Raw genomic sequence first — 26,899 nt, forward strand, 5'->3', positions numbered from 1 at the left:
GCTTGCCTCGCCTCAACTCGCGTTCCATATTCCGTCCGCCGCAACGCTGGCCCCGCATATGGCGGGTTCAATTGCCGGCGCTTTCGTGCAAGGATGCCTGCCGAAACGCCCCCACCATGCCCCCAAGAAGAGGTTAACGATGGTCAATCGCATGCAATTCTACATCGACGGCGCCTGGGTCGATCCCGCCGTCAAGAAGTCAACTCCGGTCGTCAATCCCGCGACGGAAGAGGCGATGTACGAGGTTGCGCTGGGCTCCAAGGCCGACGTCGACAAGGCGGTTGCCGCCGCCAAGCGCGCTTTTGCGACCTTCTCCCAGACCAGCCGTGACGAGCGCGTCGCGCTGCTCACCAAGGTCATCGAGGTCTACAAGGGCCGTCTCAAGGAGATCGGTGCCGCCGTTTCTGACGAGATGGGCGCGCCGCTGCCGATGGCCGAGAAGCTGCAGGCCGGCGCCGGCCTCGGCCATCTCATGACCACGCTCGACGTGCTCAAGAACTATCATTTCGAAGAGCCCGTCGGCACCGCCATGGTGCTGCGCGAGCCGATCGGCGTGGTCGGCATGATCACGCCCTGGAACTGGCCGCTCAATCAGATCGCCTGCAAGGTCGCGCCCGCGCTCGCCGCCGGCTGCACCATGATCCTGAAGCCCAGCGAGTTCACCCCGACCTCGGCCTTGATCTTTGCGGAAATCCTCCATGAAGCCGGCGTGCCCAAGGGCGTGTTCAACCTCGTCAACGGTCTCGGCCCCGAGGTCGGCGCCGCGATGAGCGAGCACCCCGACATCGACATGATCTCCTTCACCGGCTCGACCCGCGCCGGCATCGATGTTGCCAAGCGCGCAGCTCCCACCGTGAAACGCGTCAGCCAGGAACTGGGCGGCAAATCGCCGAACGTCATTCTCGAGGGTGCCGACCTGCAGAAGGCGGTGACCGGCGGCGTGATGCACATGTTCAACAACTCCGGCCAGTCCTGCAACGCGCCCTCGCGCATGATCGTGCCGCTGTCCAAGATGAAGGACGTCGCCGCGATCGCGAAGGCCGTCGCCGACAAGACCAAGGCGGGCGATCCCCGCGCCGAAGGCACCACCATCGGCCCGGTCGTCAACCGTGGCCAGTGGGACAAGATCCAGGGCCTGATCAAGAAGGGCATCGACGAGGGCGCAACGCTCGTCGCCGGCGGCCCGGGCCTGCCCGAGGGCGTCAACAAGGGCTTCTATGTCCGTCCGACCATCTTCGCCGACGTCACCCCCGACATGACGATCGCCCGTGAAGAGATCTTCGGACCGGTGCTGACCATCATCGGCGCCAAGGATGAAGCCGAGGCCGTGCACATCGCCAACGACACGCCGTATGGCCTTGCCGGCTACGTCACGGGTGCTTCGGTCGAGGACGCCAAGCGCGTCGGCCGTCAGATCCGCGCCGGCAACGTCAACCTCCAGGGCGTGCCCAACGATCGCACCGCGCCGTTCGGCGGCTACAAGCAGTCGGGCAACGGCCGCGAGTGGGGCAAGTACGGCCTCGAGGATTTCCTCGAAGTGAAGGCCGTCGCCGGCTTCAACGCGGCGTAAATATCAGCGATTGAACGAACGAAGCGCCGGAGCGGGCAACCGCGCCGGCGCTTTTTGTTTTGCTCCGTCATTGCGAGCGAAGCGAAGCAATCCAGAAATTTCTCCGCGGCAATAGTCTGGATTGCTTCGTCGCAAGAGCTCCTCGCAATGACGAGGAGAGAGCGGTGCGAGACTCTATCCCCCCACAGCGCCCTGCGTGTTCACATACAGCGCGTAGATCGACTGGCTCGCCGCCATGAACAGGCGGTTGCGCTTGACGCCACCGAAGCAGAGATTGGCGCAGCGTTCGGGCAGCGCGATGCGGCCGATCATGACGCCGTCGGGCGCGAACACGACGACGCCGTCGAGCTCGGGATCGCCCATGCCCCAGCCGCACCAGAGATTACCGTCGATGTCGCAGCGCATGCCGTCGGGCGTGCCGGGACCGGCATCGATGTGGACGCGCTTGTTGGAAATCTTGGTACCGTCAGCCGAGACGTCATAGGCGAGGATCTTGCGGTTTGGCACGCCGCGCGATTCCACGACGTAGAGGATTTTCTCGTCCGGCGAGAAGCACAGGCCGTTCGGTCCGAGCACGCCCTCGGCGACGATGGTCGCCTTGCCGGTGGCGGGATCGAGCCGATAGACATTTGGCTCGATCTCGGGCTCGGCCGTGTAGCCCTCGTAATTTCCGAGCAGGCCAAAGGTCGGATCGGTGAACCAGACCGAACCATCCGATTTGACGACGACATCGTTCGGCGAGTTCAACCGCTTGCCGTTGAATTGATCCATCAGCACGGTGATGCTGCCGTCATACTCGGTGCGGGTCACGCGCCGCCCGCCATGCTCGCAGGTGACGAGCCGGCCCTGGCGATCCCTGGTGTTGCCGTTGCCGAAATTGGAGGGCTTGCGGAACACCGAGACCGATCCGGTCTCTTCCTCCCATTTGATGATACGCTGGTTCGGGATGTCGCTGCACAGCAAATAGCGCCCGTCGCCGAACCACACCGGTCCCTCGGCCCAGCGCAGGCCGGTCGCGAGCCGCTCCACAGCCGACAGTTTCAGCCAGTATTTTTCGAAGCGGGGATCGAGTGCCTTGATCGCGGGGTCGGGGTAATAAGTCGCCGGCTGCCAGCCTTGGCGGAGATGCCCGGTGTGGGACGATGCCTCATTCATGTCGGTTCTCTCGTTTCGTTCCCTCTGGACAATCCAGCTATCATTAGAGACACGTGACCGCAAATCAGTCACCAACGGCGAGGGACGACATGGCGCGCATCTTGATGACGGGAGCTTCGGGCGGAATCGGAACGAGCCTGCGAAAGCTGCTGCCGCCGATCTATCCGGATCTTGTGCTTTCTGACATCAAGCCGCCTGCCGATCTCGGCGCAAACGAGCAGTTCAAGGCCGCGGATCTCGCCGACCTCGCGCAATGCGAGGCAATCTGCGAGGGCGTCGACGGCATCATCCATTTCGGCGGCTATTCGGTCGAGGGCACCTGGGACGACATCCTCCAGGCCAACATCATCGGCGGCTACAATCTGTTCGAGGCGGCCTATTGCAAGGGCGTCAAGCGCGTGGTGTTCGCCTCGTCGAACCACGCCGTCGGCTTCTATCCGCGCCACCACAAGATCGGCACCGACGTGACCGCGCGCCCCGACAGCCGCTACGGCGTCAGCAAGGTGTTCGGCGAGGCCGTCGGCGCGCTCTATGCCGACAAGCATGGGCTGAAGGTGACCTGCCTGCGCATCGGCAATTTCGGTGACATGCCGCTCGACCAGCGCCGGCTCTCGATCTGGTTGAAACCGGAAGACTTGGTGCAACTCTGCCGCATCGGGCTCGAACATCCCGACATCCATTTCGAAGTCTTCTACGGCGCCTCGCTCAACGAGCGCGCCTGGTGGGACAACCACCGCGCCTACGAATTCGGCTATCGCCCCACCGGCCGTGCCGAGGATTTCCGCGAGCACGCCATGGCGGAACAGGCCAAATTGAAGGCGGATCCGGTGGGGGACTATTTCCAGGGCGGTGCGTTCTGCAGCATGGAGTACGATGCTGATCCGGGTCGGATCATCGACTGGAACAAGCGGTAAAGGCGCCGCTCGACACGGCAAGAGCGGCCAAAGCTTCGCTTGGCCGCTCTAATCTTTATTTGTGCCGGATCAGAACAGGCCCGGGATCAACATCGCGACCTTCTCCCTGTAGTGCCGGTACTGATCTCCGAACAGGGTGATCAGGTCGCGCTCCTCCAGCCAGATGCCTACGAAGATGTAGGCCGTGGTCACCGTCGCGAACAGCATGTGCCCCAACGTCATGGTGGGCGTGGACCAGAATGCGATGATGAAGCCGAGATAGATGGGGTGCCGGATCAGACGGTAGAGGCCCGGCGTCCTGAACTTCATCGGCTCAGTGAGCCGGCCCGCAAAGTGGCTGACGACTTGGGTCAGTCCGAACAATTCGAAATGGCTGATCAGGAACGTGCTGTATAGCACGATGAGCCAGCCGGCGAAGCTGCCCGCGACCGCGGCGTAAGCTGCCATCGGCGTGTCGATCTCCCAGACGATCGACGTGATCGGCCGCCACTGCCAGAACAGCAGGATCAGGCTCAGGCTTGCCAGCAGCACATAGGTGCTTCGCTCGAGCGCGGGCGAGGCGAAGACGGCGAACAGCTTCTTGAACCCCTGGCGCGCCATGCCGCTGTGCTGGATGGCGAAGAGTGACATCAGCGCGAGGTCGATCATGAGAGCCTGTCCGGTCGAGCCTGTCGCGCCGCTGTTGATCGTCTTGGGCACGACGAGCTGTGCAATGAAGCCGACGGCGTACAGAAAAGTCCCGAAGAAGATGAGATAAGCGAGCACGCCGTAGCCGAGCACGAAGCTTCGTGCCGCCAGCGAGCTTGCGGTCTGAGCAGGTCCGTTATGCAGGGTGATGGACATGATGGAGTTTCCAGTTTCGTGGTTGGGATTGAAATGGCTGAGTCAGTGGCGTGCCACTGTTGCCTTCGTCACATTGCGAGGGCTGTCGGGGCCTTGCATCTGCCAGGGCTCTTCTGGACGGTTGCACCGCCCGCTGGTTCGCGCCGATGGTCGTCGGACGTCGTTGCGGCCGAAGCCAGAACCAGCGACATCGTGACGGCGGCAATTATCCCGAGCGCCAGCGCTGCGGTTTTGGACTTGAAATTTCCGAGCTCGGACATCTTGGGTCCGGAGGTCCCGGCTTCGGACGAGTCGGATTGGATGAAAAAATTCATGACTATTTCCTCGAATTGAAATCGTTGCGCGGAATGCAAATTTTCTGCAGCTTGTCTCGAGCCGTGCTGTCGCCGCCGGCCGTGGTGCTGCTGCAGCCCTTCGCGAACTGCATTGCGGCTTTCTCGCGGTTCGCCAGCATGCTGGCGACAGACTGATTGATGAGCCGACGAAGCCGCAGCAGGACGGCGGCGAGATATCGCTGCGAGGGGCTCAGTGCGAGCGGCGCCTGAGACTGAATGGACATCTCCTGATCCTTTCTCAGAGGTTGGTGTCGAGGCCGCCGCGCGCGCTGATCTGCTATTCGGCCGCGGCCGTCTGTGGGGTGGGATCGCTGCGAACGACCACCGTGGTCGCGACCTTGTAGAATTCCTCACCCGGCATGCCGACACGCCGTGCATGCTCGCGGATCGAGTCTCCGTCGCGCGCTTCATAGATGCAGAAGGTGCCGATGCGGCCGTCCGCCTCATGGACGACATAGCTGCGGATCCAGCGAACGCGGTCGGACATCTGCTCGTTGCCGATCTGCGCTGACTTTGCGCCGGCGGTTTCCAGTTCGCTCAGGTTTGCCCAGGCGCTTGGGCGGCGAATGACATAGAGTTCCATAAGGCGTCTCCTCCGGGTTGATGCTGCGGCGCGTCGGTCGGTCGTGACCGAAGGCCGTGAGGAGCTATAGGCGCCGCCGGCGCTGATCGTCCTGACCGGCGCCTGATCATTGCCTGATCCTTGCCTGAACCTTTTTCGTTTCTCGTGGACATAACGACATGACCCTCAGGTTTGGACCCTTCGAGCTCGACGAAGCGGGCCGCGCGCTTCTGCACGCGCAGCGGGAAGTCTCGTTGCAGCCGCGTGTCTTCGATCTGTTGGTCTATCTGACGCGCAACCGGGACCGGGTCGTCACCAAGGAAGAACTGCTCGATACCCTCTGGCCTGATGTAACCGTCACCGATAATTCCCTGCAGCGGGCCGTGAGCATGCTGCGCGGGGTGCTGCGCAAGGGCGGCCTGGATGGCGCCATTCGGAACATGCCGGGCAGGGGGTATCGCTTCTGTCTCGACGGCGTATCAGAGCTGAAGGTTGCCGCTCTTGGTACGACTGACGCGCAAGCCTCGGACGTGCTGGCGCAAGCGCAACGCGCCGTTGCCGCGCAAGCCTGGAGCGAAGCTGCAGTGCTGTTCGAGGCGGCCGATAACGCCGGGCCGCTCGACGGCGCCGACCTGCACCATTGGGCGCTGGCTTTGCAATGCACGGGCAAGGCCGATGCAGCCATTCCGCCTCTGGCTCGCGCAGTTGCCGCCCATACCAGGACCGGCAATGTGCCGGCGGCCGTCGTCGACGCCGTCACCCTTTCGGGCTTGCATTTCGAGCGCGGCCAGGCGGCGATCGCCAAGGGCTGGCTGGCGCGGGCGGAGGATTGGGCCTCCGAGATCGAGGATCCCGCCACCACGGCGCTCACTCTGTGGATGAGGTCGAAGGTCGCGGCGTTCGACGGCGAGCCTGAACAGGCGCTTTCGCTTGCCGATATCGCCTACAGCATGGTCCGGCACAAGGATGCTGTTGGCATCGAAGCACTGAGCCTTGCTCATCGCGGGTTCTACCGGCTGTGTCTGGGCGATACACGAGCCGGCCAGGCGGATCAGGACCTTGCCGCTGCGATGGCGCTCTCCAGCGGCGATATCGATCCGATCATCGGAGGCATCCTCTACTGCAACATCCTGTGGGCGGCGCGGATGTTTGGAGATTGGGCGAGAGCCGATCAGTGGACGCTGGGCTACCAGAAATATTGCACCGAGAGCGGCATGGAATTGACCGGTTCGTGCCAGCTCCATCGGTCCGAAGTTCTCGGCGTCAGGGGCTCGCTTGGTGAAGCCTTGTCGCGCATTCAGGATTCGCTGGCACGGCTGACAGGCGACGCACCATGGGCGATCGGCGATGCCAATCGCGTGCTGGCCGACATCCACGCTGCGATCGGCAATGACGACGCCGCGCTCGAAGCCTATGACAAGGCCTACGCCTTCGGCTGGTGCCCGGAGCCCGGCCGCGCCATGCTTTTGCTTGAACGTGGTGAGGCTGAAGCGGCGTACGCCAGTCTCGAACGTAGCTTGATCGGCAAAACCTGGTGGACCCTCCAGCGGCGAGGCATATTGTTCGCGCATCTGGCGCTCGCCGCCGCGCATACGGGCCGCCATGAGCAGGCCCTGGAGCTGATCGAAGAGCTTTCCGGAAGTCCCGACCGATGGCCGATGCCCTCGATCCGGGCATTGACGAACGAAGCGCAATCGGTTCTCGCCGATGCGCGCGACAATTACGAGTCGACACTGCGGCATCTGCACCTGGCCAGACAGTTGTGGTCGAGCATCGACGGGCGGGTCCAGGCCGTCAGGCTGAGACTTCGTATCGCGAAGCTGCAACTCGCGCATGATGACGTTCGGGGCGCATCAGCGGAGATTCACGCAGCCGAGCTCGCGGCTGGCGAGCTAGGCTCGCGGAAATTCCAGGCCGAGTGTTCGGCTCTGCGACGCGAGGCCGACACGCGCGCGACGGGACGTGCTGCCTAGCGGGCCGTCCGTGATGGGTGTCACGAGGTCGATGGCGGCGGCAGCGTTCAGGCAGCGCCCGGCTGCTCGGCAGCCAGCACGTGGCGATGGCCATGATCGACGCCTTTGCTGCGGCCAGCCCAAAAAGACCTGCGCCGATTATGGCGATGCGCGTCGATCGGGGACTGCTGAAGGTACTGAACGATCTTCAGCGCCCCTCGCTGCCTCGCGTGAGTCCACACGTGCTGCCCGCATCAAAAATGCAAATTGAGCCGTAGCAAAGCCTGATGGCGTTCGAATTGATCGAGGTTGAGGCTGCGGTGGTCGCCGATCGCGCGACCTGCGACCTGCATCTGCCAGGTGCCGGAGATGCCGATCTCCTTTGAGGTGGCGTAGGAGAAGGTGGGGCCCGCGAACACCGCATCACCGACAAAGCGGTCGAGGCCGGCGCCGTCATAGGCCCGCGCGTAGCGCACGCCGAGGCCGAGCACGAGCTCGGGCCGGACTGCGTACGACATCGCTGCCTGGAGCTGCATCTCGGAATCGTGGCGCCACAGATTGGTCGCGATCTCGCGTGTTACGCCAGTCGCGTACCAGACGTTGAAAGCTGCAAACAGCCTGTCCTTGACCAGCTCGCGATCGAACAGCGCGGCAAACTCTCCGCCATATTGCTCGATATGCATGCCGCTGCCGTCGTCGATCCGGCCCCAGCCCGGCTGCGCATGGAGCGTCAGCCCAAAGGGCGCGACGGCGCGATCGACCAGCTTGTAACGCAGTTCGAGCGCTGCACCGCTGAAGGCGACGTCCCGATGATCGGCCATCCCCGGGATGCCATTGATGTGCTGTCCGCTCAGCGCGAATCCTGGTGCGATCCGGAAATTGTCCGACAGCGTGAACTTGGCCTGGTTGAGACCGGCCCAGGCTGCGTAGGTGCCGGAGCGCTTACCGAACGCGCCGACGTTCTCGAACTCCACCTCGATTTCGCCCGGCTTGCCGATATCGGAACCCATGCTGAAGCCAAAGATATGCTCGGTGTCGATCTCCGCGTGAGCTGAGCGGAGGCCATGCGCCGGCTTGGAGATGCCGGAACTCAACGAGGCGCGGGACTCGGTATATGGGCGGCTCGATGTGTCACCGGCGAAGGCCGAGATGCAGCTCGCCGATAGACCAGCCACGATGATTGCCGCCGCTGCGAGGTGGGCGCAGGTCCATATTCCTGGCACGAACGAACATCGCCTCCATGCAAATGCAAGTCACTCGCAGAACGTTCCCATGGAATGCTTGGGAGTACAATTGTTGCGAATGGTTCTTAGTTGCGTTCAAATGTCGCAGCGGTTCAGCAGGGATCATGCAGTTGTCAGGGACGGGGGGCATGTCGCTCCGCCGGGGCGGCCTAGCGGACTCGAGGGTAATCCGCCTCGTCCCCGCCAATCCGAGCCAGGTAATCCGACTTGCTGAACTGCATGTGATCCACACACAGTTGCGCCAGCGCCCAGCTGTCGCGGCCTCTTAACAGCTCGATCATCAACTCGTGCTGGCGCCGCGACTGCGCCAACCCTTCGCGGTCGGCGAGGTTTTTCGCGCGCATCGGCAGCGTCAGGTTCATATAGTCCTGGAGCGAGCCGACCAGGTAGGGATTGCCGCAGGCGGAGAACAGCGCGAGGTGGAATGCGTCGTTGGCTTCGTGGATGCCGCGCAGATCCTGCGCATCGGCCCGGGCGCAATATTGCCGTTGCAGCGCGGTGAGTTCGTCGATCAGGCCCCGCGGTGCGGGCAGGGGGATCATCAGCGCGGCCTGCCGGGTCAGCATCTCCCTGACCTCGTAGATCTGCCGGACCTCCTCGGCAGAATAGAACCGCACGGTGGCGCCGACGTTCTTCTCGCGGCGGACGATGCCGCGCCGCTCCGCGTCCACCAGCGCCTGCCGCACGAAGTGCCGGGAGGTGCCGTAACGCGACATCAGCGCGTCTTCAGTCAGGCGCGCGCCAGGCGGCAGGCGGCCGAAGATGATGTCCTCCTCGAGCCGCGCGACGACGTTATCCGGGTCGTCGCGCCCGATAGCCATGCTGTCTGCGGTGCGAGCGTCGGACATCCTTTAGCCTCCGGCTTCGGCCCGTCCGTTCTGTGGAGCAGGGAAGGTGCAGATTGTCAATAATCTGCGTCACGACCGGCACAATAGGCAGGCGGCCGCACAAAATGGACCATTTTTATTGACAATCGAGAGGCAGGCTATACCACAATAGCTGGATTATGGAGTGGCATGATGACGAGTGGGTTGCGCAAGGGTCTGACCAGCTACGGCGATGCCGGCTTCTCGCTGTTCCTGCGCAAGGCGTTCATCAAGGCCATGGGCTATTCCGACGACGCGCTGGAGCGCCCGATCGTCGGCATCACCAACACCTATAGCGATTACAATCCCTGCCACGGCAACGTCCCGCAGATCATCGAAGCCGCCAAACGCGGCGTGATGCTCTCCGGCGCGATGCCGTTCGTGTTTCCGACCATCTCCATCGCCGAGAGCTTTGCGCATCCGACCTCGATGTATCTGCGCAATTTGATGGCGATGGACACCGAGGAGATGATCCGGGCCCAGCCGATGGATTCGGTGATCGTGATCGGCGGCTGCGACAAGACCTTGCCGGCGCAGGTGATGGCCGCGATCAGCGCCGATTTGCCGACCGTCGTTATTCCCGTCGGCCCCATGGTGGTCGGCCATCACAAGGGCGAAGTGCTGGGCGCCTGCACCGATTGCCGCCGTCTCTGGGGCAAGTATCGCGCCGGCGAAATCGACGATGTCGAAATCGAAGCGGTGAACGGCCGCCTCGCGCCATCGGTCGGCACCTGCATGGTGATGGGCACGGCCTCCACCATGGCCTGCATGATCGAAGCCATGGGCCTGTCGCTGCCGATGAGCGCAACGATCCCGGCGCCGCATGCCGAACGTTTCCGTTTGGCGGAGGCAAGCGGCAGGGTTGCCGCCGCAATGGCAAAGGCCAAGGGGCCGAAGCCGAGCGAGATTTTGACGCCTGCGTCCTTCAAGAACGCTCAGGTCGTGCTCCAGGCGATCGGCGGCTCCACCAACGGCCTGATCCATCTGACCGCGATGGCACATCGCTCGCCGCATCGGCTCGACCTCGAAGTGTTCGACCAGATCGGCCGCGAGGTACCGGTGCTGGTCGATCTCAAGCCGTCGGGCGAGCACTATATGGAGCACTTCCATCACGCCGGCGGCGTGCCGAAGCTGCTGGCGCAGCTCGGCGATCTCGTCGATCTCGACGCCAAGACCATTTCAGGCCAGACGCTGCGGGATGTCGTCGCCAATGCGGAAGACGTGCCCGGCCAGGACGCGATCCGTCCGCGCGACAATCCTATCAAGAAGGAGGGCGGTCTCGCCGTCCTGCACGGGAATCTCGCGCCGCGCGGCGCGGTCATCAAGCAATCGGCCGCGAGCCCCAAATTGCTGAAGCATACCGGGCGGGCCGTCGTGTTCGAATCCGTCGAGGACATGACCTTGCGGGTCGACGATCCCGAGCTCGACGTGAACTCCGACGACGTGCTGGTGCTGCGCAATGCCGGCCCCAAGGGCGCGCCGGGCATGCCGGAGGCCGGCTACCTGCCGATCCCGAAGAAGCTCGCGCGCGGCGGCACCAAGGATATGGTGCGCATTTCGGATGCACGCATGAGCGGCACCGCGTTCGGCACCATCGTGCTGCACATCACGCCGGAATCCGCGGTTGGCGGGCCGCTCGCGCTGGTGCAGAACGGCGACATGATCAGCCTGGATGTGGCCAGGCGCAGCATCGAACTGCTGGTCGATGCGGCCGAGCTGGAGCGCCGGCGTGCCGCCTTGAAGCCGGCGGCTACGCCCGATGAAGCACGGCGAGGCTACGCCTGGCTGTTCAACGAGACCATCATGCAGGCCGACGAGGGCTGCGACTTCGACTTCATGCAGAGGACTGGGAAGACAGAGACGAGCTGACCTAACGACAAACGCCCAGACCGCACAAGCGGCGGGCGACAACACAGGGGGAAACGATGATTGCACGATCCATGCTTGGGTTGGTGGCTACGGCTGCCGTGCTGTTCGTGACCGGGGCGGGGGCGCAGGAGGTGAAGCATTATCGCTTCGCCTATGACCAGCCGCGCAACACCGGCTATTCCATCGCGGGTGACCTCTTTGCCGACAAGCTCAAGGAATTGAGCAAGGGCACCATGATCATCGATCAATATCCCGGCGCGCAACTCGGGCAGGAGCCGCAGGTGCTCCAGCTCGTGAAAGCCGGGGACGTCGAATTCTCGATCATTTCCTCCGCCAACACTGCAACGATCTCGCCGCAGGCCGGCGTGATGTCGCTGCATTATCTGTTCCGCGACGAGAAACACGTGGTGAAGGGTCTCGCCGATCCCAAGGTGTTCGAAGCGCTCAAGGCCATGATCGATGAGACCACGCAGGGCCTGCATGTGATCGCGACAGGGTCGCAGGGCGTCCGCCACATGTACTCCAAGAAGGAGATCCACAATGTCGGCGATATCAAGGGCCTGAAGGTCCGCGTGCAGGCGACTGCGACCGAGGACATCATGTTCCCCGCCTACGGCGCCCAGACCGTGCACATGCCGTTCGGCAGCGTCTACACCTCCTTGCAAACCGGTGTCGTCGACGTCGCCGAGAACAGCATCAACGTCTATCTCGTCAACAAGCATTATGAGGTCGCGCCGGTCCTCAACATCACCGAGCACGAGGCCAACAACGCACTGGTATTCATCTCCGACAAGCTCTGGCAGAGCCTCTCGGCCGAGCAGAAGGGCTGGGTACAGACCGCGGCCAACGAGATCAGCACCAAGGAGCCGCAGAAGGCATTCGACCTCGAACGCACCGCGGCCGAGAAGCTGAAGAAGATGGGCGTGAAGATCGTCGACAACGTCGACAAGAAGAGCTTCACGGCTGTTGCTGATCCCTATCTCGACAAGCTGGCCAAGGAGCTCGGCCCGCACGCCGAGAAGGTCAAGGATCTGATCCGGTCGATTAATTAGTTCCAGCAAGGTCGTCATGCCCGGGCAGAAGCGCGAAGCGCGTCTTCGCGCTAGATGTCCCGGGCATCCACGTTCTTCCTTCCAGCCCGCGCCAAGGTGCGTGGATGGCCGGGACAAGCCCGGCCATGACGGAAAGCTGCAGCCGGGGGCAACAATGGCTATCGCCGACAAACTGCTCGTTCAGCGCCAACGCCATCTGAAATGGCGCGGGCTCGACTGGCTCGAGCTCGCGCTGATGATCCTCTGCGGCGTGCTGTGCTTCGGCTTCTCGCTGTCGGTCACCGCCGACATCGTCACCCGTACCATCGGCCATCCCTGGCTGTGGCTCCAGGAGGTGACGTCGACGCTGTTCATCTACGCGATATTCGTCGGCACGGCCGCTGCGACGCGCCGCAACGATCACCTCTATCTCACCGCGATCTCCGAGGCCTTGCACGGCACCTCGCGCCTGCTCGTCGAACTGATCATCCGCCTCGTCGTGCTCGGCGTCGCCTTCTGCCTGATCTGGTACGGCTACCAGAATTATCTGCGCGGCTTCGGCAGCTTTCGGCTGCCGTCGGGTACGCCGATCGCCTCGCTCTATGCGATCATCCCGTTGTCGGGCGTGCTGATCGGCCTGTTCACCATCGAGCAGCTGGTCAACGGCCTGCGCAACGGTTTTGACCATCCCGAGCCTCCCGAAGAGGACGCCACACCCGTTATCACCGACGCGCAGATGAGGGCGCAGCCGTGAGCGCACCTATTGTCCTGGCGTTGATGACGGTCTGTTTCCTGTCGTTCGGCTATCTCGGCGTGCCCGTGCCGTTCTCGCTGATGGCTGGCGTCTTCATCGGCGCGCTGCTGTCCGACGTTTCCCTCGCCGCGATCATCCAGAAGATCTTCGACGGCGTCGATTCCGAGGCGCTGCTGGCGATTCCGTTCTTCCTGCTGGTCGGCGAGCTCATGAGCTCGGCCAACGTGGTGGTGCGAATAGCCAATCTGTCGGTGTCGCTGGTTGGGCATATCAGGGGCGGGCTGTCTCAGGTCGTCGTCGTCTTCAGCATGTTCTTCTCGGAGATGTCGGGCTCGACCACGGCCGACGTCGCGGTGATGAGTCGCGCGCTTGGCGGTCCGATGAAGCGTGAGGGCTACGAGCCGGCCTTCATCGCCGCGATCATCGCCTCGGCCTCGACCATCGCGGCGCTTGTGCCGCCGAGCATCACCGCGGTGGTGTACGGCGCCGTCGGCAACGTCTCGATCGCCGGCCTGTTCATGGCGGGCGTGGTGCCGGGCCTGATGATCGGCTTCGGCCTGATGATCTATTGCTACTTCTTCGGCCCGTCCGGCCTGCGCAAGCCGCGGGCGCCGCTGCGGCAGGTGGTATTCGCGGCCGGTGATGCGGCCCTGCCACTGATGATCCCGGTGATCCTGCTAGGGGGCATTTTGACCGGCTGGTTTACGCCGACGGAGGCCGGCGTCGTCGCTGTCGTCTGGATCGTGCTGGTCGTGATCCCTGCACTCAATCGCGGGCACATCAACAACATCCCTTACGATTTCTGCATTGCCGGACTGATCTTCTCGCTGCCGCTGGTCACCATCGGCGCCGCCAACGCCTTCGGCTGGATGCTCGCATATCTGCGGGGCGCGAGCTACATCGCCGATGTCATCACCTCGATGGCAGGTAACGATCCGCATCTGATCATGCTGCTGATGGTGCTGCTGTTCACCGTGGTCGGCGACTTCATCGAGCCGGTGCCGACCATCATCATCTTCATGCCGCTGGTCAACACACTGACGGAGGCCGGTGACATCAATAGCGTCCATATGGGCGTGGTGCTAATCGCCACGCTCGCCTTCGGCCTGATCACGCCGCCTTACGGGCTGGTGCTGCTGATGGCCTCGAAATTCGTCGGGGTCAGTTTCGCGAAAGCGCTACGCGCTGCGTTGCCGATCTATCTGGTGTTCCTGGGGACGATCGCATTCGCGATCTACTTCCCGAGCGTGGTGCTGTGGCTGCCGCAGAAGGTGCTGCCGGAATCGGTCGGCTGCTTCAAGTCGCCGGCGGGGACCGGCTATATCTGTCCTAGGTAACGACTTGCTCGATGCGCCATTGGGCGCCGTCGCGGACGTAGCGAAACGGTGTGCCGTGGCTATTCCTGAAGTAGCTGCCGGACAGCGCGTTGGCCATCCCCTGCATCACCGCATCATGGCAGACGAACAGGAGATCGTCGCCGGGATGACGGTCGAGCCACGCGGAGACGCACGCCAGCGACCGTTCCGTCATGGCGTCCCAGCTCTCGCCGTCGGCCGGCAGGATCGAGACGAGGCCCGTCGCCGAATTGACGCCGTGCTTGATCATGAGGTCGCGAACGGGCGGGCCCTCGAAGCTTCCGAAGTCGAACTCGATGATTCCGTCGTCGATCGCCAGCGGCACCGAGATCGCGGCCGCGATGATCTCGGCCGTTCGCGCCGCGCGGGCCAGGGGACTTGCGACGATGCGGCTGATGCCGGCGCCGCGCAGCATGTCCACGGCCTCGTGCGCCTGCCGGAGGCCGTCCTCGTTCAGCGGATTGTCGGTCCGCCCCTGGAATCGTCCCTCGCGGTTCCAGTCGGTCGCGCCGTGACGAAGGCCGTAGAACGTGCGCGTGGGTGTCACTTCGACTTGCTCGTGAACTTCTTTACGGCGGCACGGAATTCTTCCGTGTTCATCGCCATGATGATCTTGTGCTCCTCGGCGTCGAGCTGCTGCTTCACGGGCGTGGTGGCGGCCTGGTAGACCAGCGATTTGGTGCCGGCGATTGCGGCCGGCGGGTTCTGCGCCAGCCGCTCGGCGAGTTGTCGCGTCGCCGCTTTGAGTTCAGCGGCCGGCACGGTCTTGGCGACGAGCCCCCATTCATAGGCCTGCTGCGCGGTAAAATTGTCCTCGGCGAGGAAGATCTGCAGCGCGCGGCGGGAGCCCACCGTGCCGACGATGCCGACCGTCGAGCCGCCATCCGGTGACACCCCGATCTTGGCATAAGCGGGTGTGAACTTGGCGTCGTCGGCGGCGATGCAGAGATCGGTGATGAAGGCGAGGCCCATGCCGGCGCCGGCGGCCGAGCCGTGCACGCTGGACAACGAGATTTTCGGCATGCGCCTGATAATCTCGATGAAGGCGTGGTAGTGCTTCAGGAGCTCGCCGACCACCGGCGTCACCGTGCCCGCTTCGGCGGCCGCTCCGATCGTCTGCAGATCACCGCCGGCCGAAAACGCACGGCCTTCGCCCTCGATCACCAGGACCTTGATGTCGTCCGCGCCTTCGAGATAGGCCGCGAGCTGCTCGAGCTTCTGCGCGATGGCGAGGTTGATGGAGTTGTAGGCTGTGGGACGGTTAAGCGTGATGGTCGCGATCGGGCCGTCGATCCGCAGCAGGGCGGGATCATCGGGCAGGGAGATGGGAGCGGTCATTTGAAAATCTCCGGCAGGAGGTCATTGCTGCAACTAAATCGCAGAAGGGCAGGAGTGACAATCCCCGACCGCCGCTCTTGCGCGGGGCGAAACGATAGGCTCAAATGGGTGGGCCTTTTCCAAGGGACGGACACGAGCGCCGGCTCCTCGTAAGGTCAGCAATCAAATCAGCGAGAGGGGAGACGACATGGGTTACGCTCGTGTCTTCCGGAAATGGGCTGTTCGATGAGCAATGGTCCGGTGATCATCGTCGGTGCCGGCCATGGCGGCTATCAGGTCGCGGCATCGCTGCGCCAGGCGGGCTTTGCCGAGCGCATCTGCCTGATCAACGACGAGGCGCATCTGCCCTATCAGCGACCGCCTTTGTCCAAGGCCTATATCAAGGGCTCGGCCGGTCCTGTGAGCCTGATGTTCCGGCCCGATAAATTCTACCAGGACCAGAAGATCGAGCTGATCGCGGGGCGCGCAGTGTCGATCGACCGCGCCGGCCACAAGGTGCTGCTCGCCTCGGGCGAGACGCTGGCCTACGGCCATCTCGTGCTGGCCACCGGTGCGCGCAACCGGCTGCTCGATCTGCCCAACGCCAATCTGCCCGACGTGAAATATCTGCGCATCCTCGACGAGAGCGAGGCGCTTCGCGCGATCATGCCCTCGAAGTCACGGGTCGTGGTGATCGGCGCCGGTTTCATCGGCCTGGAATTCGCGGCGACCGCCCGGATCAAGGGCCTCGAGGTCGACGTGCTCGAGCTTGCCCCGCGCGTGATGGCGCGCGCGGTGACGGCGGAGGTCTCGGAGTATTTTCAAGAGCGCCACCGCGAGGCCGGCATCCGCATCCACCTCGGTGTGCAGGCCACCTCGATCGAGGCGGAGGGCGACAAGGTCACCGGCGTTTCCTTGAGCGACGGCCGGCATCTGCCCGCCGACCTCGTCGTGGTCGGCGTCGGCGTGCTGCCGAACATCGAGCTTGCAGCGGAAGCCGGGCTGCCGGTCGCCGCCGGCATCATCGTCGACGAATATCTTGCGACGGCCGATCTTGACATCTCCGCGATCGGCGACTGCGCGCTGTTCGCCAGCCCGCGCTTCGGCGGATCGCTGCGGCTGGAATCGGTGCAGAACGCCACCGACCACGCCCGCTGCCTCGCGGCGCGGCTGACCGGTGACAGGAAGCCCTATGACAGCCATCCCTGGTTCTGGAGCGACCAGGGCGACGACAAGCTCCAGATCTCAGGCCTCACCACCGGCTACGACCGCGTCGTGCTGCGCGGCAGCGCCGCGAGCAAGGCGTTTTCCGCGTTCTGCTACAAGGGTGACAAGCTGCTCGGCATCGAATCCATCAACCGCGCCGGCGACCACATGTTCGGTCGCCGCTTGCAGGGCATGAACCGCTCGATCACGCCGGCGCAGGCCGCGGATGAGAGTTTTGATCTGAAGAGCGCGCTGGCCTAGGCCGCTGACAGCACCGCCGCCACTTCCGCGGCCGTCGGCATCGACGGCCCCGCGCCCATGCGCTGCACGCTGATCGAGGCGGCGGCGTTGGCGAAGGCGAGGGCGGCACGCACGGGCGCACCGTCGGCGAGTTGCGCCGCGAGCGCGCCGACAAAGCAATCGCCGGCGCCGGTGGTATCGACCGCCTTCACGGCACGCCCGGGCACGACGATCTCTTCGCGCCCCACAAGCGCGAGCACGCCGCGCCTGCCGAGCGTGACGCAGATGGTCTGGTCGGCGCGCGCCTGAAGCTGTCGCGCGACATCGATGATCCTCACGGCGTCGTCGCCGTCGGAGAGCTCGCTGCCTGCGAGGAAGCCGAGCTCGGTCTCGTTCAGCACGAGGATGTCGACCAGCGCGAGCAGCTCGCGCGACATCTTTTGCGCCGGCGCCGGGTTGAGCACGGTGACGACGCCGGCCTCGCGCGCGCGCCGGAAGAATGCAGTGATCGTCGGCAGCGGGATCTCGAACTGGCTGACCGCGACATCGCCCCTCGCCAGCGGCACGTCCGCGACATCATCCGTGCCGACCAGCGCATTGCTGCCGGGAATGACGACGATGGTGTTGTCGGCCTCCGCGACAGTAATGATCGCCGTTCCGGTATGCGTGTCGGCGTCGCGCACCGGGCCGAGGTCGATGCCTTGCGCGCCGAGGAACGTCTTCAGCTCGGCGCCAAACGAATCCTTGCCGAGCCGGCCGATCAGCGTGGTCTTCGCGCCGAGCCGCGACGCCGCCACCGCCTGGTTCGCGCCCTTGCCGCCCGGAAAGTACAGCACCTCGCGGCCGGGGACTGTCTCGCCGACGCGCGGGTGGCGATCGGCAGTCGCCACCACATCCATGTTGATGCTGCCGGCGACGAAGACGCGCCCCATGACAAACCCCAGCGAACGCTAAGCCCTGACCTCGAAATCGTGCCGGACCTTGGCGATGTCGACGAGCGTCGGCAGGCCGGCCTCGTTGCCGAGGCGCTGGATCTTGAAGGTCGAGGCGGCCCGGGCAAAATCAAAGTGCTCGCGCCAGCTTTTGCCGGGATGAGCCAGATAGGAATAGACATAGGCGCCGTGGAAGACGTCTCCGGCGCCGTTGGTGTCGATCACGCGCTCGCGCGGGATCGGCATCGCCGGCATCACCTGCACCGTGCCGGTCTCGTCGTACCAGAGCAGGCCCTTCTCGCCCATGGTGATGCCGCCGATCTTGCAGCCGCGGCTCTTGAGATAGTCGAGCATCTTCTCCGGCGTCAGGTCCATCTGCTCGCACAGCCGCTCGGCGACAATGGCGACGTCGATATATTCCAGCAGCTCATGCGTGTTGGTGCGCAGGCCGCCGCCGTCGAGCGAGGTCAGAATGCCGGCCTCGCGGCAGACCTTGGCATAGTGGAGCGCGGCGTCCGGCTGGTGGCCATCCACGTGCAGCGCGCGGCAGCCGCCGAGATTGAGCATCGGAAAGGGGTGGATGTGCTCGTCATCGCGGCAGCGGACGATAGCGCGCTTGCCGTCCTTGGGCATGATGAAGGAAAGGGAGGACTGGTTGACCTTCCGCCCGTGCAGCGAGATCGCGTATTTCGCGCACATGTCCTGGAACATGCGTCCCAGCCAGTCATTGGCCGCGGTGGCGATGAGATCCGGCACGATGCCGAGCTTGGCGCAGCAAAACGCCGCCGTCACCGCGTTGCCGCCGAAGGAAACGGCGTAGTCCGAAGCCACGTGCTTCTCGTCCCCGGTCGGCATGTGGTCGGTGATGAAGACGACGTCGATATAGGTCTGTCCGATGAAGAGAGCCTGCATTGCTTGTCCGTCATGCGCTTTGTGGTCCAGGCCGGCGCGCGTACTGTAGCACCGGTTCCGCTCGGGGATCGCTGAAATTATTCGCAAATCTGCCGCCCCAAGCGCTTGAGGTCAGCATGGGGCCGGAATACGACCATCACCGGGCAATGCCAAGCCCGGACAAACGCCGTGTTTCGGCGCATTGGTTCCAGGTCAACAAAGGGTCGATCACATGGGGGAGATATGATCACTGGCCTCGATCACATCGTCGCTCTGGTCAGGGATATCGGTGCAGCCAAGGCGGCCTACCAGACGCTGCTCGCCCGCGCCCCGGCCTGGCAGAACTCCGGCGAGGGCGCCGACCGGGTGCTGTTCACCCTCGAGAACATGACGATCGAGTTGATGGCGCCGAGCGGTTTCAGCGTCACCGCCGACCGCATGCGCGCGCTGCTCGACGACCACGAGGGCGTGCTCGCCAGCCTGTGCTTTCGTGTCGCGGACATGAGCAAAATGCACCGGCGGCTGGGGCGGGTGGCCTTGAGTCCGGATCCGGTCGCCGAGGTCGAAAGCAGCGATTCGGAAACAGGCAATGTCCTGTACTGGAAGCGCACGCGCGCCGCCACGGAACTCACGCGCGGCGTGCGCATGTTCTTCCTCGAGCTGGCCGACGAGCGTCCGCTTTCGCGAGCGACCGACGTCGCGCCGATCGACGCGCTCGATCACGTCGTGATCACCACCGAGGATTCCGAACGCGCCGCCGCGCTCTACGGCGCACGGCTCGGCCTCGATTTGGCGCTCGACCGCTCGCACCAGGATTGGGGCCAGCTGATGTTCTTCCGCTGCGGCGATCTCATTGTCGAGGTGGTGCGCCGACCGGTCGCCGGGGGTGACCTCGCGCATGACCGTCTGTGGGGCCTGAGCTGGCGGGTCGCCGACATCGACGCCACGCGCGCCCGCCTGATCGCCGCCGGCCTCGACGTCACTGAGGTCCGCAACGGCCGCAAGCCGGGCACGCGGATCATGACGGTGCGGAATGGGACCTGCGGGATTCAGACGGTGCTGCTGGAGCGCTCGCCGAAGCCGGTGGATTGATTCTGTCATTCCGGGGCGGCGCGAGGCGACGAGCCCGGAATCCATTCATCCACCGTCCCTGCAAGCACAATGGATTCCGGGCTCGCGCCCAAGAGGCGCGCCCCGGAATGACGGAGCCAACCGGCAACCTTGCGTTCTCAAACGCCCGCCCACGTGTTACACGCGTCTTGTAAGCACCCCAGCGAGCATCCGGTTTGGCGAAGGCAAAGCGAACTCTGAAATGGCAGCGCGACCCCGAGGGGATGCGGCTGCGCATTCTCGAAGCCGCCAAGCAGGAGTTTTCCGCCCATGGCCTCGCCGGCGCGCGCGTCGACCGCATCGCGGCCAAGGCCGGCGCCAACAAGCGCATGCTCTACTATCACGTCGGCAACAAGGACGAGCTCTATCTCGCCGTGCTCGAAGGCGCCTATGACAAGATCCGCAGCGAGGAGCGGGGGCTCGATCTCGAGCATCTCGATCCCCCCGAGGCGATCCGCCGGCTGATCGAGTTCACCTGGAATTACTTCCTGCGCAATCCCGAGTTCCTGTCGCTGCTGCAGACCGAGAACCTCGCGCGCGCCAAACACCTGAAGAAATCGACCAAGGTCAAGTCGATGCATTCGCCCTTCGTCGAGATGATCCGCACCGTGGTGCGCCGCGGCGTCGACAGCGGCGATTTCCAGGTCGCGGTCGATCCGGTGCAGCTCTACATTTCGATCGCGGGGCTGTGCTTCTTCTATCTCTCGAACTCGGCGACACTCAGCGTGATCTTCGGCCGCGATCTGCTGGACAAGAAAGCCAAGGACGAGCGGCTGGCGCATATGGTCGGGTTGGTGCTCGCTGCGCTGACGGGACAGTCGTTCGCGCTGTTCGAGATTGCCAAGGCGCCGAAGCCGCGGACAGCTATGGTGCAGCCGGTTTAGGTCGTAGCTCGGATGGAGCGATTTGCTCCGTCATTGCGAGCGCAGCGAAGCAATCCAGAACTCTTTCCGCGGCGGCAGTCTGGATTGCTTCGCTGCGCTCGCAATGACGCGAGTGGAGGCAGCCGTGCACCTACTCCGCTCTCGTGCCCCGGCTCTGCGCAACACCGCTTCGCGCTGCAGCGCGTCCGGGACACGGAGGCGATCATCCCATCTCCAAACCACCCCGGGAACCGCCGCAAAACGTCACAGGGAAAGCTCTGGACAGTATTTATCCAACGGGTTAATTTCTCCGACAACGAACAACAATGCCGGGAGTGAAAATTGGCCGAGCTGAAGCAGCAAGGTGCGCTGTCCAGGATGCTGAATGCGGCCTGGATTCGGCCGTTCTTGTTCCTTGTCTTCATCATCGTTGCCTGGGATCTCGCCATCCGGCTGTTCAAAATCCCCGCCTACCAGATCCCGGCGCCCCTCGACGTCGTCGCCGTGCTGCGCACCGAATGGCCGGAACTGCTGCGCCAGTCATGGCCGACCACCTATGCGACCGTCTGTGGTTTTGCGCTGTCTGCGCTGTTCGGCATTCCGATCGCGATGTTGATTGCGGGCTCGAGGACGGTGGAGAGCTACGTTTATCCGCTGCTGGTGTTCTCGCAATCCGTGCCCAAGATCGCGATTGCCCCGCTGTTCGTGGTCTGGTTCGGCTTCGGCATCATTCCGAAAGTGATCTCGGCGTTCCTGCTCGGCTTCTTTCCCGTGGTGGTCTCGGCCGTGCAGGGCTTCAAATCGGTCGATCCTGATATGGTCGACCTCGCCCGCGCCATGCAGGGCAGCCGCTTCCAGGTGTTCCGTGCCGTGAACCTGCCGCACGCGCTGCCGGCGATCTTCTCAGGCCTCAAGGTGTCGGTGACGCTCGCGGTGGTCGGTGCCGTCGTCGGCGAGTTCGTCGGGTCCAATTCCGGCATCGGTTACGTGATGCAGCGCTCGATCGGTACCTTCGACCTGCCGACGATGTTCGCAGCCCTGGTCATCCTCGCGCTGCTCGGCGTGATCCTGTTCTGGATCGTCGACCGGGTCGAGAAGCTGGTCATTCCCTGGCATGTCAGCCAGCGCGAGGACGTGATTTTCGCATCCTGACCAAAGCAACGAACGGCCACCAACGGCCGACGCAACAAACGACAAGGGAGAGTGATGATGAAGCGGTTGATCTGGGCTGTCTCAGCGGTGCTGATGGCGTTTGCAGTTGCGCCCGCGCAGGCGGCCGACAAGGTCGTGCTGATGCTCAACTGGTACGTCTATGGCGAGCACGCGCCGTTCTATTACGGCAAGGCCAAGGGCATCTACGCGGCCGAGGGCATCGACCTCGAGATCCAGGAAGGCCGCGGCTCGGCCGCGACCACGCAGGCCGTCGCCGCCAAGACTGCCGATTTCGGCTATGTCGACGTCCCCACCATGATGCGCGCCGCGATCAAGGGCGCGCCCGTGGTTGCGACCGGCGTGCTGCTGCAGACCAGCCCGATGTCCGCCATGGGCTTTGCCGACAAGAACATCAGGAAGCCCGAGGACATCAAGGGGAAGACGGTGGCGATCACGCCAGCGGACTCCATGACCCAGATCTGGCCGCTGTTCCTGAAGAAGACCGGGCTGAAGGAGAGCGACTTCAAAACCGTTGCCGGCGACGGCCAGACCAAGCTCAACGCCGTCATCAACGGCCAGGCTGATCTCCTGCTCGGCTATGTCATGGACCAGTCGATGAAGATCAAGGACGCCACCGGCAAGGACGTCTACCCGATCAAGTTCGCCGACTACGGCATCAACATGGTTTCGTCCGGCATCATCGCCAACACCGACTATGTGAAGGCCAATGCCGACCTCGTCCGCCGCTTCATGTCGGCGACGACGAAGGCGGTCGAAGCTGCCGAGAAGGAGCCGAAGGCTGCGGCGCAGTCGATCCTCGATGCCAACCCCAAGGGCGGCAAGATCGACACGCTGACGCAGGGCTTCGAGCTGACCATTCCGCTCTACCGGACCGCAGAGACCAAGGGCAAGCGGCCGTTTCAGGTCACCGACCAGAACATGACCGACAGCGTCAACCTGATGGTCGAATATGGCGGGCTCGATGCCAAGGCCAAGGAGAACCCGAAGGCCTTCTACACCAATGACTATCTTCCGAAGAGCGGCTCGTGAAACCTGCGACAGTCATGAGTGAAGCCGCGCAGCCGGCCGCGCATCTGAGACTGGTGAGCGACCGGGCTGCCGGCGAGGCGTCGGGCATCAAGCTGTCCGGCGTGTCGAAGACCTACCGGACGCGCGACGGCGACGTGCCGTCGCTGCGTCCGCTCGACTTCCACATCAATGACGGCGAGTTCTTTGTCGTGGTCGGCCCGAGTGGCTGCGGCAAGTCCACACTGCTGAAGCTGATCTCCGGTCTGCTGCCGCCGACGTCAGGCGAGATCCTGGTCGAGGGCGAGAAGGTGACGAAGCCACATGGCAATGTCGGCATCGTCTTCCAGAACGCTCTGCTGCTGCCGTGGCGCAACATCCTCTCCAACGTGATGCTGCCGATCGACATGAAGCGGCTGCCGCGACAAAAATATCTCGATCGCGCCAAGGCGCTGTTGAAGATGGTCGGGCTCGAAGGCTTCGAGAAGAAACTGCCCTGGCAGCTCTCGGGTGGCATGCAGCAACGCGCCTCGATCTGCCGCGCGCTGGTGCATGACCCAAAAATCATGCTGATGGACGAGCCATTCGGCGCGCTCGACGCGCTGACGCGCGAGCGCATGAATGTCGAGCTGATGCGGATTCAGCGCGAGACCAGGAAGACGGTGCTGCTGATCACGCATTCGATTCCGGAAGCCGTGTTCCTCGCCGACCGCGTGCTCGTCATGACCGAGCGTCCCGGTGCGATCGCCGCCATCTACGACGTGCCGCTGCCGCGCCCGCGCTCACTGGATGTGATGGCCGACCCGGTGTTCACCGAACTCGTGCAGCGCATCCGCAAGCACTTCTTCTCGCAAGGGGCATTGGATTAGGTGGTCATCGTGTTCACTGACCAGGCTATATGCACGGTGCGCTCCCTCCCCCGCTTGCGGGGGAGGGTTGGGGAGAGGGTGTCTCCGCTCGCGACAACCCCCCAGATGAGAAAACTCTCACCCGGCGCGATGCGCCGACCTCTCCCGCAAGCGGGAGAGGCGAGCCGCCCGCGGCAATACTGCTCGCATCAAGTTAACCTCTTATCGCTGTAACACCATGGCCTCCCGCCTGAAGCTGCGAGACATCGCCTTCTTCGAACGGCCCGTGCATTTCGCGCGGCCGTTCCGCTTTGGCGCGATCACGATCAACGCGACGCCGCAACTGTTCGTGCGGGTGGAGATCGAGGTCGAGGGCAGAGGCACCGCGGTCGGCGCCAGCGCCGAGTTGCTGGTGCCGAAATGGTTCGACAAGAGGCCTGAGCTTTCGCCCGCACAGACGGTGGACGGCTTGCGCCGGTCGCTTGTGAACGCGCGCGGGCTCTATCTTGCGCAGACGGAATTTCAGACGGCGTTCGCTCTGCACGCCGCCTGCATCGGCGCCCAGGTTGCAGCTTGCGCGAAAGCGGACATTCCGCCGCTTGCGGCCGTCTACGGTCCCGCCGAAATCGACAAGGCCATTCTGGACGCGCTGCTGCGGTGCGCCGGGACCAATGTCTTCGATGGCATGGCCGCCAACATCGCGGGAATCGATTCGCGGCTGTCGAGGGATCTGCAGGATGCGGACATCACGAACTTTCTCGCGGGCCGCAAACCTCTCTCCCGCGTCGCCGTCAGGCATACGGTCGGCCTCGACGATACGATCGAAGGCGAGGGCGGGGTGGCCGATGCGCGCGAGAACGCAGGCGCAAATTACTTCAAGCTGAAATTGTCGGGCGATCCGGCAGCCGATGCAGCGCGATTGGCACGGATCGTGAAGGAACTCGATGCGCTCGGACGCGAACTCAAGGTCACGCTCGACGCCAACGAACAATATGCAGACCTTGAAGCTCTTCAGGCGCTGATGGTACGGCTCGATGCCGACGCCGCGTTGCGGCCGATTGCTTCGCGCTTGCTGTATGTCGAACAGCCGATGCCACGCGACATCACCCGGCAGTCGCCGCTCGGTTCGCTGGCCGCGCGCGGCTTCATCATCGACGAGGCCGATGATTCCTATGACGCCTTCCCGGCGGCGCGGGCGCTGGGCTATCGCGGCATCTCCTCGAAATCCTGCAAGGGGCTCTACAAGTCCATTGTCAACGCGACCCGCGCTGCAAAATGGACGACGGCTGCCGAGACGTTCTTCATCACCGGCGAGGACCTGACCTGCCAGGCGGGCCTCGCCGTGCAGCAGGATCTCGCGCTCGGCGCCCTCATCGGCGTCACCCATGCCGAGCGCAACGGCCATCATTACGTCGACGGCTTCGGCGACACGCCGGCCGCCGAGGCTGCGGCCTTCGCCGCCGCGCATCCCGATCTCTATGCCGATGCCGGGCAGGGCATCCGCCTCTCGATTCACGACGGCGATCTCCTGACGGGATCGCTCAACACAACGGGCTTTGCGACGTCGGTCCATCCGGACTGGTCGGCGCTTCGTCCGCTCGAACAGCCGAAATCACTTCAGGAGAATCCGGCATGACCACCCAACGCCTCGGTCTCATCATGAACGGCGTCACCGGCCGCATGGGGCTCAACCAGCATCTGATCCGCTCGATCGTCGCGATCCGCGACCAGGGCGGTGTCCGCCTCAAGAACGGCGATCGCGTCATGCCCGATCCGATCCTGGTCGGCCGAAGCGCCGAGAAGGTCGAGGCGCTCGCCAAGCGCTTCAATATCACGCGCTGGACCACCGACCTCGATGCGACGCTCGCCGACAAGAACGACACCATGTTCTTCGATGCTGCGACCACGCAGGCACGGCCGGGTCTTCTGACCCAGGCCATCAATGCCGGCAAGCACGTCTATTGCGAAAAGCCGATCGCAACCAATTTCGAGGAGGCACTCGAAGTCGTCAAGCTTGCCAATTCGAAGGGCGTCAAGCACGGCACGGTGCAGGACAAGCTGTTCCTGCCCGGCCTGAAGAAGATCGCTTTCCTACGCGATTCCGGCTTCTTCGGCCGCATCCTCTCGGTGCGCGGCGAGTTCGGCTATTGGGTGTTCGAAGGCGGCTGGCAGGAGGCGCAGCGGCCGTCCTGGAATTATCGCGACGAGGACGGCGGCGGCATCATCCTGGACATGGTCTGCCACTGGCGCTACGTGCTCGACAATCTGTTCGGTGAGGTCGAGAGCGTGATGTGCATCGGCACGACAGACATTCCCGAGCGCTATGACGAGCAGGGCAAGAAGTACAAGGCAACCGCGGACGATTCCGCCTACGCGACCTTCCAGCTCAAGGGCGGCGTCATCGCCCACATCAACATGTCCTGGGTGACGCGCGTCTATCGCGACGATCTCGTCACCTTCCAGGTCGACGGCACGCTCGGCTCGGCGGTCGCCGGCCTCACCGACTGCATGATTCAGGCGCGGCAGGCGACCCCGAGGCCGGTCTGGAATCCCGACGAGAAGCGGCTGCATGATTTCTACGGCGACTGGCAGAAGCTGCCGGACAACGTCGCTTACGACAACGGCTTCAAGGAACAGTGGGAGATGTTCATCCGCCACGTCTACGAGGATGCTCCCTACAAGTTCACGCTGCTCGAAGGCGTCAAGGGCGTACAGCTCGCCGAATGCGCGCTGAAGAGCTGGAAGGAGCGGCGCTGGATCGACGTCGCCCCGATCAAGGTCTGAAGTCAATTGGATAAGTCGCGATGGTTGCCAAGTCGTCATTGCGAGCGAAGCGAAGCAATCCAGAATCTTTCCGCAGAGGC

General features: G+C 63.9%; 26 protein-coding genes. 17 read left to right on the plus strand and 9 right to left on the minus strand.

The genetic code is table 11. The annotated features are described in order from the left end of the window. Nucleotides 1-139: 139 nt before the first annotated feature. Nucleotides 140-1,570 (plus strand): aldehyde dehydrogenase family protein, encoded by a 1,431-nt coding sequence (locus C7G42_RS15740; RefSeq protein WP_094892341.1) that lies wholly within the window; start codon nt 140-142, stop codon nt 1,568-1,570. Nucleotides 1,571-1,744: 174 nt separating this feature from the next. On the opposite strand, the gene C7G42_RS15745 is transcribed toward C7G42_RS15740, so the two are convergent. Continuing rightward, nucleotides 1,745-2,725, minus strand: coding sequence for an SMP-30/gluconolactonase/LRE family protein (locus tag C7G42_RS15745; RefSeq protein ID WP_106949884.1), 981 nt, complete (start codon nt 2,723-2,725; stop codon nt 1,745-1,747). Nucleotides 2,726-2,814: 89 nt separating this feature from the next. Between C7G42_RS15745 and C7G42_RS15750 the strand changes: the two genes are divergently transcribed. Continuing rightward, nucleotides 2,815-3,639 carry an NAD-dependent epimerase/dehydratase family protein gene (locus C7G42_RS15750; protein WP_106949885.1) on the plus strand — a complete coding sequence of 275 codons (825 nt, stop codon included), beginning with the start codon at nt 2,815-2,817 and terminating at the stop codon, nt 3,637-3,639. 69 nt (nt 3,640-3,708) lie between these two features. Here the strand turns inward: C7G42_RS15750 and mddA are convergent, their stop codons facing one another. Beyond that, on the minus strand, nt 3,709-4,482 hold the full coding sequence (mddA, locus tag C7G42_RS15755) for a methanethiol S-methyltransferase (RefSeq protein WP_106949886.1): 774 nt from the start codon (nt 4,480-4,482) through the stop codon (nt 3,709-3,711). 146 nt (nt 4,483-4,628) lie between these two features. On the opposite strand from mddA, the gene C7G42_RS34820 reads away from it, so the two are divergent. Further along, nucleotides 4,629-4,952, plus strand: a complete 324-nt coding sequence (locus C7G42_RS34820; RefSeq protein WP_147250257.1) for a hypothetical protein — start codon at nt 4,629-4,631, stop codon at nt 4,950-4,952. A 142-nt stretch (nt 4,953-5,094) separates the two neighbouring features. Here the strand turns inward: C7G42_RS34820 and C7G42_RS15770 are convergent, their stop codons facing one another. Further along, complete coding sequence (locus C7G42_RS15770; protein ID WP_106949889.1) at nt 5,095-5,400, minus strand: nickel-binding protein; 306 nt, start codon at nt 5,398-5,400, stop codon at nt 5,095-5,097. Nucleotides 5,401-5,558: 158 nt separating this feature from the next. Here C7G42_RS15770 and C7G42_RS15775 point away from each other — a divergent pair, with 158 nt between their 5' ends. Both C7G42_RS15775 and C7G42_RS35030 read left to right on the plus strand, forming a co-directional pair. After that, nucleotides 5,559-7,352 carry a winged helix-turn-helix domain-containing protein gene (locus C7G42_RS15775; protein ID WP_106949890.1) on the plus strand — a complete coding sequence of 598 codons (1,794 nt, stop codon included), beginning with the start codon at nt 5,559-5,561 and terminating at the stop codon, nt 7,350-7,352. 86 nt (nt 7,353-7,438) lie between these two features. Next, a complete protein-coding gene (locus tag C7G42_RS35030; RefSeq protein ID WP_158537595.1) occupies nt 7,439-7,609 on the plus strand; it encodes a hypothetical protein in 171 nt (56 codons plus the stop codon). Here the strand turns inward: C7G42_RS35030 and C7G42_RS15780 are convergent. Then, the gene (locus tag C7G42_RS15780) at nt 7,586-8,506 is read right to left on the minus strand and encodes a DUF6662 family protein (protein WP_245427744.1); all 921 of its coding nucleotides are present in this window, start codon (nt 8,504-8,506) and stop codon (nt 7,586-7,588) included. The genes C7G42_RS35030 and C7G42_RS15780 overlap by 24 nt on opposite strands. A 218-nt stretch (nt 8,507-8,724) precedes the next feature. Next, complete coding sequence (locus C7G42_RS15785) at nt 8,725-9,423, minus strand: GntR family transcriptional regulator (protein ID WP_106949892.1); 699 nt, start codon at nt 9,421-9,423, stop codon at nt 8,725-8,727. A gap of 171 nt (nt 9,424-9,594) precedes the next feature. Between C7G42_RS15785 and C7G42_RS15790 the strand changes: the two genes are divergently transcribed. The 4 genes from C7G42_RS15790 (at nt 9,595) to C7G42_RS15805 (ending at nt 14,432) form a co-directional block, all read left to right on the plus strand. Continuing rightward, a complete protein-coding gene (locus C7G42_RS15790) occupies nt 9,595-11,310 on the plus strand; it encodes an IlvD/Edd family dehydratase (protein WP_199580932.1) in 1,716 nt (571 codons plus the stop codon). 56 nt (nt 11,311-11,366) lie between these two features. Beyond that, complete coding sequence (locus C7G42_RS15795; RefSeq protein WP_106949894.1) at nt 11,367-12,362, plus strand: TRAP transporter substrate-binding protein; 996 nt, start codon at nt 11,367-11,369, stop codon at nt 12,360-12,362. 154 nt (nt 12,363-12,516) lie between these two features. Further along, nucleotides 12,517-13,095, plus strand: a complete 579-nt coding sequence (locus tag C7G42_RS15800) for a TRAP transporter small permease (protein WP_106949895.1) — start codon at nt 12,517-12,519, stop codon at nt 13,093-13,095. Further along, entirely contained in the window at nt 13,092-14,432 is a 1,341-nt protein-coding gene (locus C7G42_RS15805; RefSeq protein WP_106949896.1) for a TRAP transporter large permease, read from the plus strand. The genes C7G42_RS15800 and C7G42_RS15805 overlap by 4 nt, the downstream gene beginning before the upstream one ends. On the opposite strand, the gene C7G42_RS15810 is transcribed toward C7G42_RS15805, so the two are convergent. Both C7G42_RS15810 and C7G42_RS15815 read right to left on the minus strand, forming a co-directional pair. Then, on the minus strand, nt 14,425-14,997 hold the full coding sequence (locus C7G42_RS15810; RefSeq protein ID WP_106949897.1) for a histidine phosphatase family protein: 573 nt from the start codon (nt 14,995-14,997) through the stop codon (nt 14,425-14,427). The genes C7G42_RS15805 and C7G42_RS15810 overlap by 8 nt on opposite strands. Next, the gene (locus C7G42_RS15815; protein WP_106949898.1) at nt 14,994-15,788 is read right to left on the minus strand and encodes an enoyl-CoA hydratase/isomerase family protein; all 795 of its coding nucleotides are present in this window, start codon (nt 15,786-15,788) and stop codon (nt 14,994-14,996) included. The genes C7G42_RS15810 and C7G42_RS15815 overlap by 4 nt, the downstream gene beginning before the upstream one ends. A gap of 225 nt (nt 15,789-16,013) precedes the next feature. Here C7G42_RS15815 and C7G42_RS15820 point away from each other — a divergent pair, with 225 nt between their 5' ends. Further along, nucleotides 16,014-17,234: an NAD(P)/FAD-dependent oxidoreductase gene (locus C7G42_RS15820; RefSeq protein ID WP_106950440.1), complete on the plus strand. Its 1,221-nt coding sequence runs from the start codon at nt 16,014-16,016 to the stop codon at nt 17,232-17,234. Here C7G42_RS15820 and C7G42_RS15825 read toward each other — a convergent pair. Then, complete coding sequence (locus tag C7G42_RS15825) at nt 17,231-18,145, minus strand: ribokinase (RefSeq protein ID WP_106949899.1); 915 nt, start codon at nt 18,143-18,145, stop codon at nt 17,231-17,233. The genes C7G42_RS15820 and C7G42_RS15825 overlap by 4 nt on opposite strands. Before the next feature lie 18 nt (nt 18,146-18,163). Continuing rightward, nucleotides 18,164-19,057, minus strand: coding sequence for a sugar kinase (locus C7G42_RS15830; protein ID WP_106949900.1), 894 nt, complete (start codon nt 19,055-19,057; stop codon nt 18,164-18,166). A gap of 222 nt (nt 19,058-19,279) precedes the next feature. Here C7G42_RS15830 and C7G42_RS15835 point away from each other — a divergent pair, with 222 nt between their 5' ends. From C7G42_RS15835 to C7G42_RS15870, 7 genes are all read left to right on the plus strand, one after another. Beyond that, nucleotides 19,280-20,128 (plus strand): VOC family protein, encoded by an 849-nt coding sequence (locus C7G42_RS15835; protein WP_106949901.1) that lies wholly within the window; start codon nt 19,280-19,282, stop codon nt 20,126-20,128. Between the two features lie 194 nt (nt 20,129-20,322). After that, nucleotides 20,323-21,030, plus strand: coding sequence for a TetR/AcrR family transcriptional regulator (locus C7G42_RS15840; RefSeq protein ID WP_199580933.1), 708 nt, complete (start codon nt 20,323-20,325; stop codon nt 21,028-21,030). 321 nt (nt 21,031-21,351) lie between these two features. After that, on the plus strand, nt 21,352-22,161 hold the full coding sequence (locus C7G42_RS15845; protein WP_106949903.1) for an ABC transporter permease: 810 nt from the start codon (nt 21,352-21,354) through the stop codon (nt 22,159-22,161). A gap of 57 nt (nt 22,162-22,218) precedes the next feature. Continuing rightward, nucleotides 22,219-23,211: an ABC transporter substrate-binding protein gene (locus C7G42_RS15850; RefSeq protein ID WP_106950441.1), complete on the plus strand. Its 993-nt coding sequence runs from the start codon at nt 22,219-22,221 to the stop codon at nt 23,209-23,211. Nucleotides 23,212-23,225: 14 nt separating this feature from the next. Further along, entirely contained in the window at nt 23,226-24,056 is an 831-nt protein-coding gene (locus C7G42_RS15855) for an ABC transporter ATP-binding protein (RefSeq protein WP_199580987.1), read from the plus strand. A gap of 217 nt (nt 24,057-24,273) precedes the next feature. Beyond that, nucleotides 24,274-25,671 (plus strand): enolase-like domain-containing protein, encoded by a 1,398-nt coding sequence (locus C7G42_RS15865; RefSeq protein ID WP_106949905.1) that lies wholly within the window; start codon nt 24,274-24,276, stop codon nt 25,669-25,671. Continuing rightward, complete coding sequence (locus tag C7G42_RS15870; protein ID WP_106949906.1) at nt 25,668-26,819, plus strand: Gfo/Idh/MocA family protein; 1,152 nt, start codon at nt 25,668-25,670, stop codon at nt 26,817-26,819. Before C7G42_RS15865 ends, C7G42_RS15870 begins: the two co-directional genes overlap by 4 nt. Nucleotides 26,820-26,899: the final 80 nt, after the last annotated feature.

This window comes from Bradyrhizobium sp. MOS003 (assembly GCF_003020125.1).
Classification (GTDB): Bacteria; Pseudomonadota; Alphaproteobacteria; order Rhizobiales; family Xanthobacteraceae; genus Bradyrhizobium.